Below are 15,564 nucleotides of genomic sequence, written 5' to 3' on the forward strand. Positions count from 1 at the left end.
GGTGGTCCACGAGGATCTGGCGATCGGAAGGTTTGGTCCCGCTGGGACTCGGTGCTATGGGCGTCAGCGGGAGCGGCCCGGCACCGGTGGGCCGGGTGCCGGTGGCGCCGGGGGAGAAGCGGACAGGGGCCTGCGACGGTCGGAGGTGGATCGGGCAAGGGCCGCACGTGCCTGTTCGGTCCGCGAGGACTGTTCGCGGTCCGCTCGGTCGGCCAGGTAGTCGGCGGCCCGTACGAGGGCCGGGCCGCGGATGGACAGCTCGTCGGCGTAGTGCCAGCCGTCGGAGTTGCGGTTCTCCTCCGCCTGGCTCTCGTAGAGCTTCCGCGAGCCGGGGAGCGAGGCGTCCATGAGGGCCATGATCTGATCCCACTCACGCTGGAGCTGTTCCGCCCGTTCCAGGGTGGTGTCGATCCCGCGCAGCCGGTGGAGGTCTTCGCTGATCGGCCCCTCGACGTAGTCGGCACCATGGGCGGCGGCGCGGACGCCGGCCAGGACCTCGGGACCGTGGGCGAGGAAGACCTCCACGTGTTTCCACGCCTCGGCGTCGCGTTTCACCTTGCCGTCCTCGTATCCCTGCTCGTCGACGGGCCAGCCGTCCCCGTCGCAGAAGGAGTCCGAGACCGCGTCCCAGGCGTCGGACGCCTGCCTGATCCCGGCGGCGGCGGAGGCCAGCGCCGGGATGTGCCTCCGCCACGCCAGGCGGTCGGTGGCCGCCGGCAGCTGATCTTCGGCCAGGCCGGGAGAACTGGGAGAAGCAGACATGATTGATCCTCCGGACAGGCCCTATGCCGACATGCGGGCGTCGGTATCGAACAGTTCGCGTTCGGCCGGGTGCAGGATGTGCTGCGTAATGAAGGACCGGCCCGCGACCTTCCACAGGCCCCGGCCCTTGGTCAGGGCGGACACCGCCTGGGTCTCGACGCCGGTCAAGCCGAGCAGGGATGCGGCGGCGGCGAGCTGGTCGGGCTCCTGGCGGTAGATGATGCGGGTGGAGCAGTCGGCCAGGAGGCCCTCGGCCAGCACCCGGCCGCGTGAGCCGGCATCGCCCGCGGAGAGCAGATCGCTGAGCCGGTGGATCACCATCAAGTTCGCGATGCCGAGACCACGGGAGAGCTTCCACTGGCTCTGCATCCGCTCGAGCAGGCCGACGTGCCTCATCAGCCGCCACGCCTCGTCGTAGATCACCCAGCGCCGGCCGCCGTCGGGGTCGGCGAGGGCGGACTCCATCCACGCGCTCGCGCAGGTCATCGCAAGGACCAGCGCGGTGTCGTCGCCGGAGCCTCCGAGGCGGGAGAGGTCGATGGACAGCATCGGCGCGGTCGGATCGAACGCCACCGTCGAGGGGGCATCGAACATGCCACTCAGGTCACCGTGCACCAGGCGGCGCAGGGCGTGCGCGAGGTCCTGGGCGGCCGACCCGAGGTGTCCGGTCTGGTGGCCGAGGGCCCGGTCGAGGCGTTCGGGCGAGCCGAGGGCGTGCGCGATCTCTCCGAGCAGCGGCACCGCGCCCCGGGCGGCGGCCTCGGCGACGACCAGGTCGAGGGCGAGGTCGAGGGCGGTGTGCTCCATCGGCAGCAGGTCGCGCTTGAGGACGGTGCGCGCCAGGCCGGCCAGGAGCAGCAGACGGCGCTTTCGGACCTCGGTCGCCCAGTCCTCCTCGCTGACGGAGGTGGGCCGGGGCGGGGCGTCCAGCGGGTTCAGCCGGCCCGGGAGGCCGGGGCCCAGGGCGATGCTGTAGCCGCCGAGGGCCTGGGCGACGCCGGTCCACTCGCCCTTCGGATCGCAGGGGATGTAGATCCGGTAGCCGTGGGCGATCGACCGGGTGGCGATGGACTTCGCCAGCGCGGACTTGCCCATGCCGATGATCCCGGCGAGGACCACGTTGGGGTTCGTGAAGCCCTCGATCCGGCCGCTGCTGTACAGCGAGAACGGATCGAAACAGAAGGCGGCTTCGGCGTGGACGTCGCGGCCGATGAAGATGCCCTCGGCCCCCAGGCCGCCCTCGGCGACGAAGGGGTAGGCCCCCGAAGCGGTGGCGGTGGTCATTCGGTGGGCGGGCAGGTGGAGCTTGCCGCCCCGGGCCGAGGCCGGACCGGGACGACCGGTCGGCGGGTAGACCGGCCGCAGCTCCGGGTCGAGGGTTTCCTCGGCGCGGTGCTGGGGCGGTGTCCCGGCGAGGCGCGCCTGGCGGCGGGCCTCGGCGAATCCGGCTCGGGCGGCCCTCTGCTGGGCCCGCGAAGCCTTGTGCGGCACGTACAGGGGAGAGGCGCTGGCGCGGGTACGGGGCATGAACGTTTCTCCAGACAGGTGAGGGGGTCAGCGGCGGACGAGGCCGGTGAACGGCGTGTGCAGGTCGGCCGGGGTGGTACGGCGGCGGACCAGGTGCGCGGCGCGCTGGTGGCGCTGGCAGATGGTCAGCTGCGGTGCCCCTTCGGGCAGGCCGGCCTGGCACGCCTCGGGTTCGGGCACCTCGCCCGAATCCGGCCGGGGCGCCGCGTGGTAGGCGGCGTGGACGTGGTCGGCGGCCTGCCAGATGCGGGTGCGGGCGGCGCGAAGCTGGTCGCCTTCGATCGGCACGAGCTGACCGGTACGGGCGGTATGGGCGTCGAGCAGCCCGTGTACCGAGACGAGGTGCGCGTGCAGAGCGTCCAGCTCGGCGCGGCTGGTGACGAGCGGGCCGCCCGGGAGGTTGAGCGCACGGTGGAAGTCGAGCGCGGCGGTGGCGAAGGGCACGAAGTCCTGCGCGGTCGGGCTGGCGGTGCGGGACATGGGGTGCTCTTTCGAAGGGAGGGAAGGGCCGGCGTCAGGCGGCGAGCGCGAGCGGCAGGGCGGCGGCGGTGAACGCTTCGGCCTGCTGCCAGGTCAGCGGCCGGACGTCGAGCTGGGCGCCGACGGCCGCGGTCTCCACGACCGCGCAGGCGGAGCGGAGTTCGTCCTCGGAATCGGCCGAGACGGTCAGCAGCCCGGTCAGGGCGACATCGGCGTGGCCCGCGATGAGCTGGCGCTCGCGGGACTTGATGTCCTGGTACTCGATCGAGTCCGCCTCGGAGTCGACCTGGCCGCGCCGGGCTCGCTCGGCGGTGTCCGCGATCACGCTGGCCTTCTTGCGCTGGACGTCGCGCAGGGCGGCGTCCAGTCCCTTCGGCTCGTAGGAGAGCGACAGCGTGCGCCGGACGCCGCCGGTGAACAGGAGCTGGTGCAGGAAGCCGGCCGACGTCTCGGTCCTCGGCCAGTTCTCCACCCAGTACGTGGCGTGGACGGCCGAGTCGGTCGCGATGTGGTCCGCCTTCTCGACGACCACGACGGGGCCGGCGGCTGCGGGCTCGGCCTCGGGACGGCCGGCGGTGGACCACCGGTCCAGCGCCGTGAGGGCCTTGGGGTCGTAGGCGGTGCGGACGACGGCGGCGATCTCGCGGGCGGTGAGCCAGCCGGTGGGGTTGAGCCCGGCGGTCCGCGCGGCCTGGTCGAACGTGGAGGTCAGCTGCGCCAGGACGCTGAAGGAGCCGGTCAGGCCACCGCCGGCCTGGTTGATCAGCCGTCGCGCGGCCTTGGTGTCCAGCGCCACCGCGACGTATGCCTCGTGGGGTGCCGCCGCCGGGCCCGCGCTCTGGATCAGCTCGCTGTAGATCGCGCCCGCCATGGGGGCGTGGGGTCGGCCGTGCTCTTCCCAGTAGCGGCGAAGCGCGTCGCCGGAGTCCGGGACGGTGCGTTCGATCACCTGGATGCGGGCGATCTGCCCGGTACGGGCCAGCGCGGCCAGCGCGCGTCCCCAGCCGCTGACGTTGGCCTGCTGGGTGCCCGGGTCGAGCAGCGCGTAGGCGCGGGAGGAGACCTTGACCACGGCGGTCAGCGTGCCGCTGTGGGGATCGTGGACCGCACCGTACCTACCGTCAGGGGCGGTGACCACGCGCAGGCTGGCGGCGGTGCCGGGGAGGTGGAGGAGTCCTTCGCGGGTCGGCCGACGGGAGGGCCGGGTGAGCCAGACGAGCTGGCCACGCATCCGGCGCAGGACGTACCGGGTGACGATCGGAGCCCAGTCCGCCAGGGCACGGCCACGATGGCGGAGGAAGACGAACAGGGCGATGACGGCCCACAGCGGGATGAGCTGGAGGGCGCCGACCACGCCGCGGGTGAGGACGACGGCGAGAAGGAGAAGGCCGGTGAGGCCGGCGACGAACAGCTGCGGGGCGGTCAGTCCGAGCAGGATGCCGCGCCTGCTGCGGTGGGGGAACTTCACGGTGGCTGTAGGGGCCTGGTGCTTGCCGGACATGGTGGTTCCAGACGGTGGGAGCGGGCGGAGGACGGGGCGCGCGACGCTCTTCTGGAGGTCATGGGGGACTCCTCTGCTGGTCGGTCAGGGTGGGGCGGGCCGTGGTGTGCAGCCCGCCCCGGGTGTGATGGGTCAGGAACCCGACGGCGGCTGGTTGGGGAACACCCAGTTCGTCGGCGTCGGAGAAGCGGCGGCCGACGGTCCCGCGGGGGGCGGCGGCGCAGTCGCGGAGCCGACAGGCGGCAGGGAGGTCATGCTGCCGCCCGGAGCTGACGCGCCGACGAGATAGCCGGAGCTGCCGGTGACGCCGTGGACGACCACATCCGACCCTTCCGCTTCGGCCGTGCTGGGACGCGTGATGAGCGGTGGGATGCCGGGGCGCTGGATGAGGGCCCGGCCCTTGTCGCCGGTGGCGTTCGGGTCCTCGCCGTAGCGGAAGCGGGTCTGCTGCTTGGGCGGACCGGCGTCGATGCCCTCCTTGCTGAAATTGCCGCCGGCGGGATTGATGCCGGAGGCGACGCCGTCGGCGCCCGCACCGGGGACCTGGCTCGGCCCCTGGGGAGCGGGAGCACCGGTGCCGGCCTGCATTGCCAGGGTGGCCGCGGTCTTCGCCGCTCCTGCGGCGACCGCCATGCCGGCGATGCCGGTGCGGTGCAGGTCGTCGTGGCCACCGCCGTCGCTGGCCCAGTGCACGAACTTGTACGTCGCGTACGGGCAGAGCAGCACGAGGACCATCACGACGATGCCCGCCATCGCGTCGGACAGGGCCGACATCCCGTCGCTGGCGTCGCTCTTGCCCATGGCGGAGACGCCGATCAGGAAGACCACGGTCATCAGGAGCTTGGAGACGACCAGGGTAGCGGTGGCCTCGATCCAGCCGCGCCGCCACCGCTTGGCGACCTCCCAGCCGCCGCCGGCACCGGCGAACACGGCGAGGGAGACCATGATCAGGACGCCGACCTTGCGGGCGACCATGACACCCCAGTACAAGAAGGCGCCGATCGCGCACCCGAGGGCGACCAGGGCTGGGACGCCCCAGCCGAGGCCGTACATCGCCCCCAGCTCGTTGACCTTCACCACGCGCCGGATCGCGTCGTCGACGGAGGTGTTGGCCGCTTGGAACAGCCCGTCGGACAGGGCGTCGACCACGGTGATGGCGACGGTGGTGAAGGCGATGGCGCAGAAGCTGAACAGGACGCCGGTCATGGTGCCGAACGCGGCCTGAGCAAGAGCGCGTTCATCGCGTCGCCAGGCCGCGGTCATGAGCTGGATACAGAAGACGCCGACGGTCAGAGCGAGTCCGATGGGCAGCAGGAGCTCGTAGTTGTCCCGGAACCATCCGGCGTTGAGGTCGATGGCGGTCGTCTCGTTGACGGCCTTGGCGGCCAGGTCGGCGGCGCTGGCCGCCAGTTCGCCCATCGACTTCGCGATCCACGCGCCGATGCCGTCCGTGACGGTTCCGGCGGGGTTGGTGGCGAAGTCGACGGCGCCGCACACCTTGTCCATCAGCGGGAAGTCGCAGACTCCCATGGCGGTACCTCCTTTCTCGAACGGGGTCAGGGCGCGACGGACGGCATCACGCCGACCAGAGCGCAGGGACGGTCGGGCCGGCACTGGACCGCGAGCGTGGTGGAACGGCTCTCCGCACCGCCGGCGGGCGAGCCCTTCCAGGCGATCGACTGCTTGCCGGAGACCGTGACGGCGTAGACGTACGCCTGAGTGATGGCGCCGGGGTCTTCCTGAAGGGCCCGGGTGAACGCGTTCGGGAAGTGCCCCTCGTACACCTTGGCGGTGGCGAACTGGCCGTTGGCGGCCATCTCCTTCCACAGCACCGCCGAGGGGACGACCTTGTCGACCGAGGCCGGGTCGGCGTACTTCGCCTCCGTGGTCAGCCACCCGCGCAGAGCCTTTCGCAGCTCGGGCCGCGAGTACGCACGGGTGTCGTAGGACCACAGCGCTGCGGAGGCTGCCCTCCCGTACGCGATCGGGTCATGGGTCTTCGGCGGGATCGGAAGAGCATGGGGACGGGTGTGCGGGGTAGACGACCCGGACGCCGAAGGAGGCGAAGAGGAGCCCGAGGGTGAACTCGGCGGTGGAGCAGGGGCTTCGGAAGGGCCCCTGCCGTCGCGGGTGAGGTACGCGGCCAGGCCGGCGAGGGCGACGAGCACCACCAGGACGACGGTGCCGAGCAGCGCCCGGCGGCGCACGCGAGATGCGCCGCCGGGGTGGGTGGAGTGCTGAGCCATCAGCGGACCTGCGTCCCCAGCGTGCTGAAGAAGGCCACCACGCCGTTCGCCGCGCCGAGCAGAAGGGCCGCGCCGGCGCTCACCAGCACGCCCTTCTTGCCGTTGGCCTCCGCCTGGTGGCCGCCGGAGTGGTGGCCCCAGGCCCACACGCCCGCGCTGACGGCGAGGGCGCCGACCACGGCGATGAGGCCGAAGAGGTTGATGGAGCCCATCACCTGCTTGAGGACGGACAGGCCCGGCAGACCGCCCTCGTTCGGCTTGATCCCGGGATCGTAGGCGAGCTGAATGACCTGGTCGGCGAGATACATGGAGAACTCCAGTTTGATTGCGCGCACGCCAAAGCCCGATGGGGCGAAGCGGTGGTGCGAGGGAAAGGGGAGAGGGGAAGAAGCGCCGGTCAGACGACTCGGCGGGCCGCGAGAATCCGCGGTTTCCAGGAGGCGAGGGTCGTGATGCGGACCACGTCGCCGGGGCGCGGGGCGTGCACGATCAGGCCCTGCCCGATGGCCATCCCGACGTGCTCGGGTACGGCGGCCGTCCCCTCGGTGAAGAGCAGGTCACCCGGCCGGAGGGTGTCGGCCGACACTGCCTTGCCGTCCTTGACCTGCGTGTACGTCGTGCGCGTCAGGGTGACCCCGGCGGCCTTGTACGCCTGCTGCATCAGGGAGGAGCAGTCGCACCGGCCCATGGCGTCCTTGCCGTGGGAGTTCATGCAGGTCCCGCCCCACTGGTACGGCGTGCCGAGCTGCCCGAGCGCCCACCGGATTGCCGTCTGGACCTCTTGCGGAGCGTCAGCGGGGATCTTGTACTCGGCCGGCAGCACGCCGGGCGGGATGGTGCCGAAGTCGGTCCTGTCCCCCTCGGCACTGCAACCGCCCGCGATACCGGGCGCAGGACTGCCGGTGTCGGCCGAGCCGGACGGCGAAGGGTCCGGTGAAGCGCCACCGGGCTTCGGCAGCAGGGGTTCGATGGCCTTCTGCAGGGCGGTGGCCAGGGGCTCCCACTTGGCGTACGCCTCCGGGAAGCCCGACCGCTGCACCGCCTGGGCGGCCTGGGTGATCGACAGGGACTCCCAGCCCGAGACCTTCCGCAGCCCCTCGTAGAACTTGGTCGAGGCGTGCACCGGGTCGAGGATCTCGTTCGCCGTGCCCCACCCCATCGACGGCCGCTGCTGGAAAAGCCCCAGCGAGTCCCGGTCGCCGTAGGTCAGGTTCCGCAGGCCGCTCTCCTGCAGGGCGGTCGCCAGGGCCACGACCTGCCCGCGGGCCGGGATGTTCATCGCGACGCCGGTGGCCTGGATCGTCTTGGCGTTGGGCACCTGCTCGGCCGGGTCGTCCAGGCCCGGCAAGGAGACCGAGCCCTTGTCGCCGCCGTCCAGGATGGCCTTCACCTGGGCGGCGACGGCGGCGGTATCCACATCCTGCGCCCCGCCGGTCGAGCAGGAGGCTGAGGCGGTCCCGGCCCCAATGGCGAGAATTGGAACGGCCAGCAGCAGCGGAGCTGTTGCGCAGAGACCGACGACGGCTCCGGTGGTCTTCTTCATCGCCGCCGCCGTTCACCGAGGCGGCGGTGCCAGCCGGGTGACGGCGTTGGGGCGGGGCGCGGATGTATCAGGGCATGCTGCATCGCAGCGGCTCCTCGGTGTTCGTAGGAGGCGTGGTGCCGGCTTCTCGTGCAAAGCCGCCGGCACCGCGCCGATGTGCATCCGCCGCTCGGGCGGGCCCGGGCCAGAGGAGTTGGTAGCTCCCGGACGCCGGTCTCAGGTCGCGCGCGGCAGCCAGCCGCGCTCGTAATCTCAGGCAGTACACCGGGGCTCCTGACGGTGTGCGGGAAGAAGGAGGGCAACGTGCCTCCGATACCGCTCGTCCTGGACGAGACAGCACGGATAAGCACAGGTCAGCGGCGGTGGAGCGAGGCTCCTGCCCGGTGACACGGCGAGACAGTAGGCCGGGATTCCGGCCGCACCAAACGACTCCCGGACCGGGTTCCGCGGCACGGCCCGGCTCGTTAGGTCCGGCCGGAAAGCATGGTTAACCTCCAGCACAACCCCGCCCCGGAAGACCGCCGTTGAGCGCTGCCCGGAGCGGGCCCCAGCCCCGCCATGTCCTGAGAGAGGCCCTTCCTATGAGTTACACGCTGCACCGAGGCGACGCCCTGACCGTGCTGAAGTCCCTTCCGGACGAGAGCGTCAACGCCGTGATCACCGACCCGCCGTACAACTCCGGCGGCCGTACAAGCTCGGACCGCACCGGACGGACCGCGCGCGCCAAGTACGTCACCAGTAACTCGACGCACGGCCTCGCCGACTTCCCCGGCGAGAACCGCGACCAGCGCTCCTACCGCTCCTGGCTGACCGACCTGCTCACCGAGGCGTACCGGGCCTCGACCGAGCACGCGGTGGCCATGGTCTTCTCCGACTGGCGCCAGGAACCGACCACGACCGACGCCCTGCAGATGGCAGGCTGGACCTGGAGCGGCACGCTCCCGTGGATCAAGCCGGCCAGCCGGCCCCGCAAGGGCGCGCCGAAGCAGGACTCCGAGTTCATCGTCTGGGGTGTCAAGGGATCCGTCGACAACACCCGCGACCTCTACCTCCCCGGCCACTACATCGCCTCGCAGCCCCGCAAGGGCCGGGTCCACATCACCCAGAAGCCCGTCGGGATCATGCGGCAGCTCGTCCAGGTCTGCCCCGAAGGCGGCACCGTCCTCGACCTCTTCACCGGAAGCGGGTCCACGGGCGTCGCGGCCCTCCGGGAAGGCCGGAAGTTCGTCGGCGTCGAACTGTCCCCGCACTACGCCGACATCGCCGAACGGCGCCTGCGCGCCGAGCTGGAACAGGATGACTTCGCCCTGGCCGGCCCGGAGGAGTGATCATGAGAACGAAGAACCCGGGGCTAACGGGCCGCAGACGTCGAAGGGCGGCTGGAACATCGAGAAACCGATGCTCCAGCCGCCCTTATGCTTCTGTCAGGCTGCCTCGAACGCCCGCCGGATCAACGGCGCCGCCTTCTCCAGGTCCGCCGCCGAAGCGAGACGCACCTCCAGGTCCCCCGTCCCGAGGTGCCCGACACCGCGCATGTCCCGGGTGAAGCCCTCCTCCAGCACGACCGCGTCCGGGTCGAGTCTGAGATAGACCAGGATCACCTCGTGCTTCGGACGGAAGATCACCGACGCCACGTTCACCAGGCGCCGGTAAGCGATGTAGTGCCGCAGAGCCGCCACCTCGACCTCGCCCCACGCGGTGAGCGCCTCGTCCAACTCCGCGTACAGGTCCCGCAAGGACTCCGGTACGAGGCCGGCACCCGCCGGCGCAGGAACCACCGGTGCCGCCGGCGCGCTGGCGACCACCGTGTCCCGCTCCCGGCTCCGCCGAGACGAAGTGGCGCTCGCTGAGCCGGGCGAGGAATCGACGAGCAGCAGGCTCAGCAGGCCGCCCTCGAAGACCCGGTAGCGCACCAGGTCGATCCGCTCGGGGAGCCACTGCACGGCCACCCGGTCGTGGTGGGAGAAGCCGGCCGCGATGCAGACCATCCGCGGACGGCGCCAGTCGATCGACTCGGCCGCCTCCGCGCCCAGTACCTTACGGACGAGCGCCTCGAACTCGTGCTGAGCCGAACGCAGCCAGGACAGGTACGAGACGGCCTGCGACAGCACCCCGCTGTCGGAGCCCCTCTTGAACTCGATCACCACCGGGCTGCCGTTCTCGTCCAGCCCCAGCGTGTCGATGCGGCCCCGGTGCCATGGACCAGTCGCATACTCCGACGCCACGAACCGGATCCCGAGCATCTGCTCCAGCCCGGCCTCCACCCGCCGCTGCAGCTCCACCTCCAGCGCCACTGTTGAACCGGACAGCTCGACATCCCGCCCGTCCACGTCCTGCCGGAACAACATCAGCTCGGCCACCAGCGCCCCCTCCCCGTGATCTCTGCAAGAAGACCAATCAATGGGAGGCTGTGGGTATTCCGCCGTCGGGTAGTGGGAAGGGCGGCTTGCCCAGTTCTTCGTGCTATCGACCGTTCGGATCAAGGGATGGCCTCGCACGCTCATTAGGGGTGGCCGCGTTTGCTCCGTACCATCGGGCCCAAAATTCCGATGAGAGGCGGGGCGCCCTATGAGCAGTCAGTTCCTTGGGATCGCTGAAGCGGCCGAGTATCTGGGTATGTCTCAGCGGTGGATGTATCGCGATTCGCGGAGGCATGGCCTTCCTCGCTACTACTTCGGGGGGCGGCTTAAGTTCAAGGTCGAGGACCTCGAACGATGGGCGCAGCAACAGAAGGTTTCATGAAGAAGGGGCCGGGTGGCAACCCGGCCCCCAGTTTTTCCCGTTAGAGCCCGTCCTCAAGGACCTTGGCTGCGCGACCGATGGATGCCGGCATCAGATGGCGGTAAATGCGGTACGTCATGTTGATGTTCGAGTGCCCCATCCACTCGGCCACGTCGGTGATGGGGATTCCCTTGGACAGGCAGTTCGAGGCGAAGAAGTGGCGCAGGGAGTACGGGTTCAGCTTCCGTGTGATGCCAGCCCGCCTCCTGGCGGCACTCCACTGATAGTCGAGCGTCGTGTATGCCCAGTGGGGGCTGCGCTGAGTGCGCAGCAGAAAGCCGTTCTGGTCTGTGCCGACGTCGTGCGCGTACCGGAGGAGGGACTCCCGGACCGTGGCCGGCATGGGGACTTCGCGGAAGTCGCCGGCCTTGCGGTGCTTGAGCGGGGCGCGCTGGCGGGTCCTCCCTTCGATCTGCTCGGTGATGCGGTACACGTCGTCAGCGACCATCCCTTCGAGGTTGGCTGCGAACGCTTCGCCGTTCCGGTGCCCACACCCGGACATCAGATCGATGCCAACGACGAGGGCCTTGGACGAGACCTCCTTGAGAGCGTGGATCTCTTCCACAGTGGGGATGGTGATCCGAGTGGGGATGTACTCCGGTGGGACGACACCTCGGAGGGGGTCGTCGGCTATCCCGCCCCTATGGTGGGCGTCCCGGAGGATCTTCTTGAGGGTGTCGAAGGCGTTCTGCTGTGTGGCCAGGCCGACCTTGCGCTCCTCCATCGACATGATGAAGTCGTCAACGACGGTCGGCGAGAAGCTGTGGATCCGGCGGGACTCGAGGGCTGGGAGTATCTGACGGTCGAGCAATTGCTTGACCGTGCGTACCGTGCCGGGTGCGTAATGTCGCTGGCGCGGCAACCAGGCGCCTGCGTACTCCCCGAAACGCTGCTTGCCCAGCGTTCGTTTGATCTCGGACTGCTGCACGGGAGTGCTGCGCTTCTCCCTGTAGACCTGCGTGAGACGGTCGAGGGCGTCGTCCTGCGTCGGGTAGCCCGACTCCTCGCACTGTCGTCCCGTTCCATCACGGAACCGGATAGCGTAGGGGTGTGCGCATCCGCCCTGCCGTTTGCAGCTGCAGGTCTTGAAGAAACTGCCCATCCCGCGGATGAGTTTGGCCGCCACGTACACCGCTCCTGACTCATGCTGGGAGTTTGCTGACCAACGGCTCCACAGCATGGCCCTGACCTGCGGCCGCACCAAACTAGGGCACGTTGATCAGCATCCTCATGGATACCTCCAGGTGAGATGAGCAGACAAGTCCCTGACCTGCGTTTCCGCAGGTCAGGGCTGGCGTGCTGGTGTGTCGTCGGTTCCGTGCGGTATTGATGCCGACTCAATGCCGACTTTCCTGATGGCACGTCGGTGCTGGGTTTCGGGGGCGAGCTGTGCGCATGCGCATCACGGAGCGATTATCGGCGCAAGGACGCGAGTGCGCACCGATGCGCCACCGGTCGGATCCGGACGATCTCGAACCCGGGGTACTCCGAGGTCGGGAGCCGGACGAGCGTGGCGCCCGCAGCAGAGGCCGGCCGCTGCGGCGCCGCATGCCGCCGACCGCGCCCGGACCCCGGCCCGAACCGGCGTCTCGACTCGTCACCGCCTGGGTCGACGTCCCAGAGCCCCCTACGCCTCGGCTCCGTCACTCGGACAGCCTCACGGTCCGTGTCCGTGCGGGCTCGTCGGCGTCGCCGGCTCTTAGATTCGGGATGCAGTGCCCCGCACGAGAACCATCGAAGGGCAGGTGGCCATGACGAGTCGCCCGAACATCCTGTTGATCACCACCGACGAGGAGCGGGCGGTGATTCCCCGCCCCGACGGGTTCTCGCTGCCGGCCCGGGAACGGCTGGCCGCGAGGGGGACGACCTTCGAACGGTTCTACTCGGCCTCCGCGATGTGCAGCTCGGCCCGGTCCGTGCTCTACACCGGTCGGCACCTGCCCGTCACGGAGATCTACGACAACGACAACATGCCGTACATCCGCCCTCTCGATCCCGCCCTGGGCACGCTGGGCACGATGCTGCGCTCGGCCGGCTACTACTGCACCTACCAGGGGAAGTGGCACCTCTCGAACGCCTACGTCACCCCGGAGCGGCCCGGATCCACGAAGGACGCCCTGGAGCCGTACGGGTTCAGCGAGTTCAACGACTGGGGAGACATCGACGGAGGAGCGTGGGCGGGGCTGAAGGTCGATCCGGTGATCGCCGGCCAGGCGGTGCGATGGCTGCGTGACCGGGCCCCGGTGGTGGCGGCGGACCAGCCGTGGTTCATGGCCGTCAACTTCGTCAACCCGCACGACATCATGAGCTTCGACTACGGCGGCTCCCCCCAGGTAGAGCTGCCGTTCGGGCTCGCTCACGCGGTGGTCGCCAAGGCGGCGGCCGACATTCCCGTGTACCGGAGGCGGTGGGACTTCCAGCTTCCCGACAGCCTGCACGACGACCTGTCGGGCGCGGCCCCCGCGGTGGCCGAGTTCGCGCGGATGCTCGACACCGTCTTCGGACCCGTCGCCGATGACGCGCACTGGTACGACGGTCTGAACTTCTACCTCAACGCGCTGCGCGACGTCGACCGCAGCGTCGAGCTGGTCCTCGACGCGCTGGAGGCCTCGGGTCAGGCGGACCGCACCGTCGTCGTCTTCACGGCCGACCACGGCGAGATGGCCGGCTCCCACGGACTGCGACAGAAGGGCAACCTCGTCTACGACGAGAACTTCCACATCCCGTTCATCATCAGCCACCCCGACGTCCCCGGCGGCACCCGCACCGAGGCCCTCGGATCGGCGGTCGACCTCGCCCCCACCCTCCTCGCCTGCGCCGGCGTCACCCCCGAGGAGACCGCCAACCGTTTCCCCGAGCTGAAGGGCCGCTCCCTCGTACCGGTCCTCGACGGATCCCCCGTACGCTCCGGAGTCCTCTCCGCGGTCGAGTCGATCGTGACCCTGGACGCGTCGTTCTGGTTCGAGTTCGCCGACCCCGACGCCCCGGCACGCATCGAGTCCGGTGCCCTGCGCCCCGACTGGACCAAGCGCGGCTTCCTGCGCGGATACACGGACGAGCGCTACACCTACGGGCGCTACTTCTCCCCGCTGAACCCGAACCGGCCCAGGGATCTCGACTCCCTGTACGCCGACAACGACGTCGTCCTGTACGACCGTCAGGCGGACCCGGGCGAGGTCCGGAACCTCGCCGCCGACCCCGCCCACCGTGACCTCGTCCTGCGCTACTCCGGCCTCCTGGAGGCCCTGATCGACGCAGAGATCGGCGCGGACACCCGCGCCTGGGTCACCGAGCGTCCCCGGCTGCTCGGCTGGCCCACGTGGCACGGCGACACCGACCGGCCGGCCTCGGCGGGAGCGGCCGCATCGGGAGGCTGAGGGCCGCGCGGCGTCAGGCCGCGCACCCCCCCCATCGGGATCCGCGAGAAGCGGATGGGTCCTTCCTCCGTCGTCCCTGCCGCCCAGGCTCCCCGTGTGTCCTCCCCTGCGGTCGCTGAGGGGGACACACGGGCCGAGGCCGGGACCGGTCGGCCCTGTCGGCCACCGTGACCCGGTGCGAGCGTGGCCGTGAGCCACCTCGTACTCGGAAGGCGGTGGGGACGATGGACTCGCCCGCGGTAGGCCCCGTGGTGGTGGGCGTCGACGGTTCCGACGCCAGTCTCACGGCGCTGGACTGGGCCGTCGACGAAGCGGTACGGCACGGATGGCTGCTGCGCATCGTGCACGCCTCGCTGTGGGAACACTACGAAGGGGTCGTGCCTGCCTGGTCCAGGGACCGGCCCTCCGGCCAGGTCCTCGCGGAGAACATCGTCGGCACGGCCGCGGAACGGGCCCGGCGACGTGCTCCCGCTCTCACCCTCACCGCGGACGTCCTGGCCGAGGACGCGTCCGGCGCGTTGCTCAGGGAGGGGCGGGAAGCCGTGCTCCTGGTGGTCGGGTCGCGTGGACGCGGAGAGCTGGCCGACCTTCTGCTCGGATCCGTCGGCCTCGTCGTGGCAGCCCGGGCCCACGGTCCGGTCGTCGTCGTCCGTGGGGACGAGTACGCCCTGGAAGCGCGCCACCAGCGGATCCTGTTGGGCATCGGCGACCACGACGTGGACGCCCCGGCCGCACGGTTCGCCTTTAGCGAGGCGGCTGCCCGGGGCGCGGATCTCGACGTCGTCCGCACCTGGCGGCGACCCGTTCACGAACCGGCCGAGCACCCGCTCCTCACCGGTGAGCCCGCCTCGACCTTGGAGCACCGAGCGGCGGAACTCCTCGACAAGGCCCTGGAACGGATGGCGGAAGAGTTTCCCCGGGTCCGGCTGCGCAGAAGCACGGTCGAGGGCCCCGCGCACCGGGTGCTGACCGAGCGCTCCGCCGCGGCCGACCTGTTGGTCGTCGGGGCGCGACGCCGGGACAGCCTGGTCGGCCTGGAGCTGGGCAGGGTCGCCCACCGGGCCCTGCACCACGCCTCCTGCCCCGTCGCCGTCGTCCCTCAGCGCCGCCCCGCCCCCTCGGAGGGAGACCAGTGATGAACTCCGCCGCCCGACACCGTGTGAGCGACCTCGGCCGGAAGAGCAACTGCCGACTCCTGGCATCGAGTTCCTGGTCCGGCTCGCGGACGGCGCGGTCGGCCACTCGTCCGCGTGCAACAGGCGGACCGGCACCTCACGCAGGACCGCTTCCCTCACCGCCCAGCGGCGGCGACGCTTTCCTCCCGCCTCCGAAAGCCGGATCGCGTAC

General features: G+C 70.5%; 14 protein-coding genes. 4 read left to right on the forward strand and 10 right to left on the reverse strand.

Annotation, left to right across the window (positions count from 1 at the left end; genetic code table 11):
* Positions 1-63: 63 nt before the first annotated feature.
* The 8 genes from ACWGN5_RS25455 to ACWGN5_RS25490 form a co-directional block, all read right to left on the reverse strand.
* Positions 64-762, reverse strand: coding sequence for a hypothetical protein (locus ACWGN5_RS25455; protein WP_453519105.1), 699 nt, complete (start codon positions 760-762; stop codon positions 64-66).
* A 21-nt stretch (positions 763-783) separates the two neighbouring features.
* Positions 784-2,289, reverse strand: a complete 1,506-nt coding sequence (locus ACWGN5_RS25460; protein WP_453519106.1) for an ATP-binding protein — start codon at positions 2,287-2,289, stop codon at positions 784-786.
* 27 nt (positions 2,290-2,316) lie between these two features.
* Positions 2,317-2,769 (reverse strand): DUF6238 family protein, encoded by a 453-nt coding sequence (locus ACWGN5_RS25465; protein ID WP_453519108.1) that lies wholly within the window; start codon positions 2,767-2,769, stop codon positions 2,317-2,319.
* Positions 2,770-2,803: 34 nt separating this feature from the next.
* A complete protein-coding gene (locus ACWGN5_RS25470) occupies positions 2,804-4,270 on the reverse strand; it encodes an SCO6880 family protein (RefSeq protein ID WP_453519109.1) in 1,467 nt (488 codons plus the stop codon).
* Between the two features lie 132 nt (positions 4,271-4,402).
* A complete protein-coding gene (locus ACWGN5_RS25475) occupies positions 4,403-5,800 on the reverse strand; it encodes an SCO6881 family protein (RefSeq protein ID WP_453519112.1) in 1,398 nt (465 codons plus the stop codon).
* A 26-nt stretch (positions 5,801-5,826) separates the two neighbouring features.
* Entirely contained in the window at positions 5,827-6,516 is a 690-nt protein-coding gene (locus ACWGN5_RS25480; RefSeq protein ID WP_453519113.1) for a hypothetical protein, read from the reverse strand.
* Positions 6,516-6,824: a DUF6112 family protein gene (locus ACWGN5_RS25485; RefSeq protein ID WP_386869888.1), complete on the reverse strand. Its 309-nt coding sequence runs from the start codon at positions 6,822-6,824 to the stop codon at positions 6,516-6,518. Before ACWGN5_RS25485 ends, ACWGN5_RS25480 begins: the two co-directional genes overlap by 1 nt.
* 89 nt (positions 6,825-6,913) lie before the next feature.
* Positions 6,914-8,059: a C40 family peptidase gene (locus ACWGN5_RS25490; protein ID WP_453519116.1), complete on the reverse strand. Its 1,146-nt coding sequence runs from the start codon at positions 8,057-8,059 to the stop codon at positions 6,914-6,916.
* Between the two features lie 581 nt (positions 8,060-8,640).
* On the opposite strand from ACWGN5_RS25490, the gene ACWGN5_RS25495 reads away from it, so the two are divergent.
* Complete coding sequence (locus tag ACWGN5_RS25495; RefSeq protein WP_453519118.1) at positions 8,641-9,387, forward strand: DNA-methyltransferase; 747 nt, start codon at positions 8,641-8,643, stop codon at positions 9,385-9,387.
* Positions 9,388-9,483: 96 nt separating this feature from the next.
* Here the strand turns inward: ACWGN5_RS25495 and ACWGN5_RS25500 are convergent, their stop codons facing one another.
* Entirely contained in the window at positions 9,484-10,419 is a 936-nt protein-coding gene (locus ACWGN5_RS25500; protein WP_453519120.1) for a DUF5655 domain-containing protein, read from the reverse strand.
* A gap of 208 nt (positions 10,420-10,627) precedes the next feature.
* Here ACWGN5_RS25500 and ACWGN5_RS25505 point away from each other — a divergent pair, with 208 nt between their 5' ends.
* Complete coding sequence (locus ACWGN5_RS25505; RefSeq protein ID WP_453519121.1) at positions 10,628-10,801, forward strand: helix-turn-helix domain-containing protein; 174 nt, start codon at positions 10,628-10,630, stop codon at positions 10,799-10,801.
* 40 nt (positions 10,802-10,841) lie between these two features.
* On the opposite strand, the gene ACWGN5_RS25510 is transcribed toward ACWGN5_RS25505, so the two are convergent.
* Entirely contained in the window at positions 10,842-11,966 is a 1,125-nt protein-coding gene (locus tag ACWGN5_RS25510) for a tyrosine-type recombinase/integrase (RefSeq protein WP_453519124.1), read from the reverse strand.
* A gap of 625 nt (positions 11,967-12,591) precedes the next feature.
* On the opposite strand from ACWGN5_RS25510, the gene ACWGN5_RS25515 reads away from it, so the two are divergent.
* Together ACWGN5_RS25515 and ACWGN5_RS25520 are read left to right on the forward strand one after the other, a co-directional pair.
* Positions 12,592-14,217 carry a sulfatase-like hydrolase/transferase gene (locus ACWGN5_RS25515; protein WP_453519126.1) on the forward strand — a complete coding sequence of 542 codons (1,626 nt, stop codon included), beginning with the start codon at positions 12,592-12,594 and terminating at the stop codon, positions 14,215-14,217.
* A gap of 224 nt (positions 14,218-14,441) precedes the next feature.
* Positions 14,442-15,353 (forward strand): universal stress protein, encoded by a 912-nt coding sequence (locus tag ACWGN5_RS25520; RefSeq protein ID WP_453519128.1) that lies wholly within the window; start codon positions 14,442-14,444, stop codon positions 15,351-15,353.
* Positions 15,354-15,564: the final 211 nt, after the last annotated feature.

The organism is Streptomyces sp. NPDC055815, from assembly GCF_053616475.1.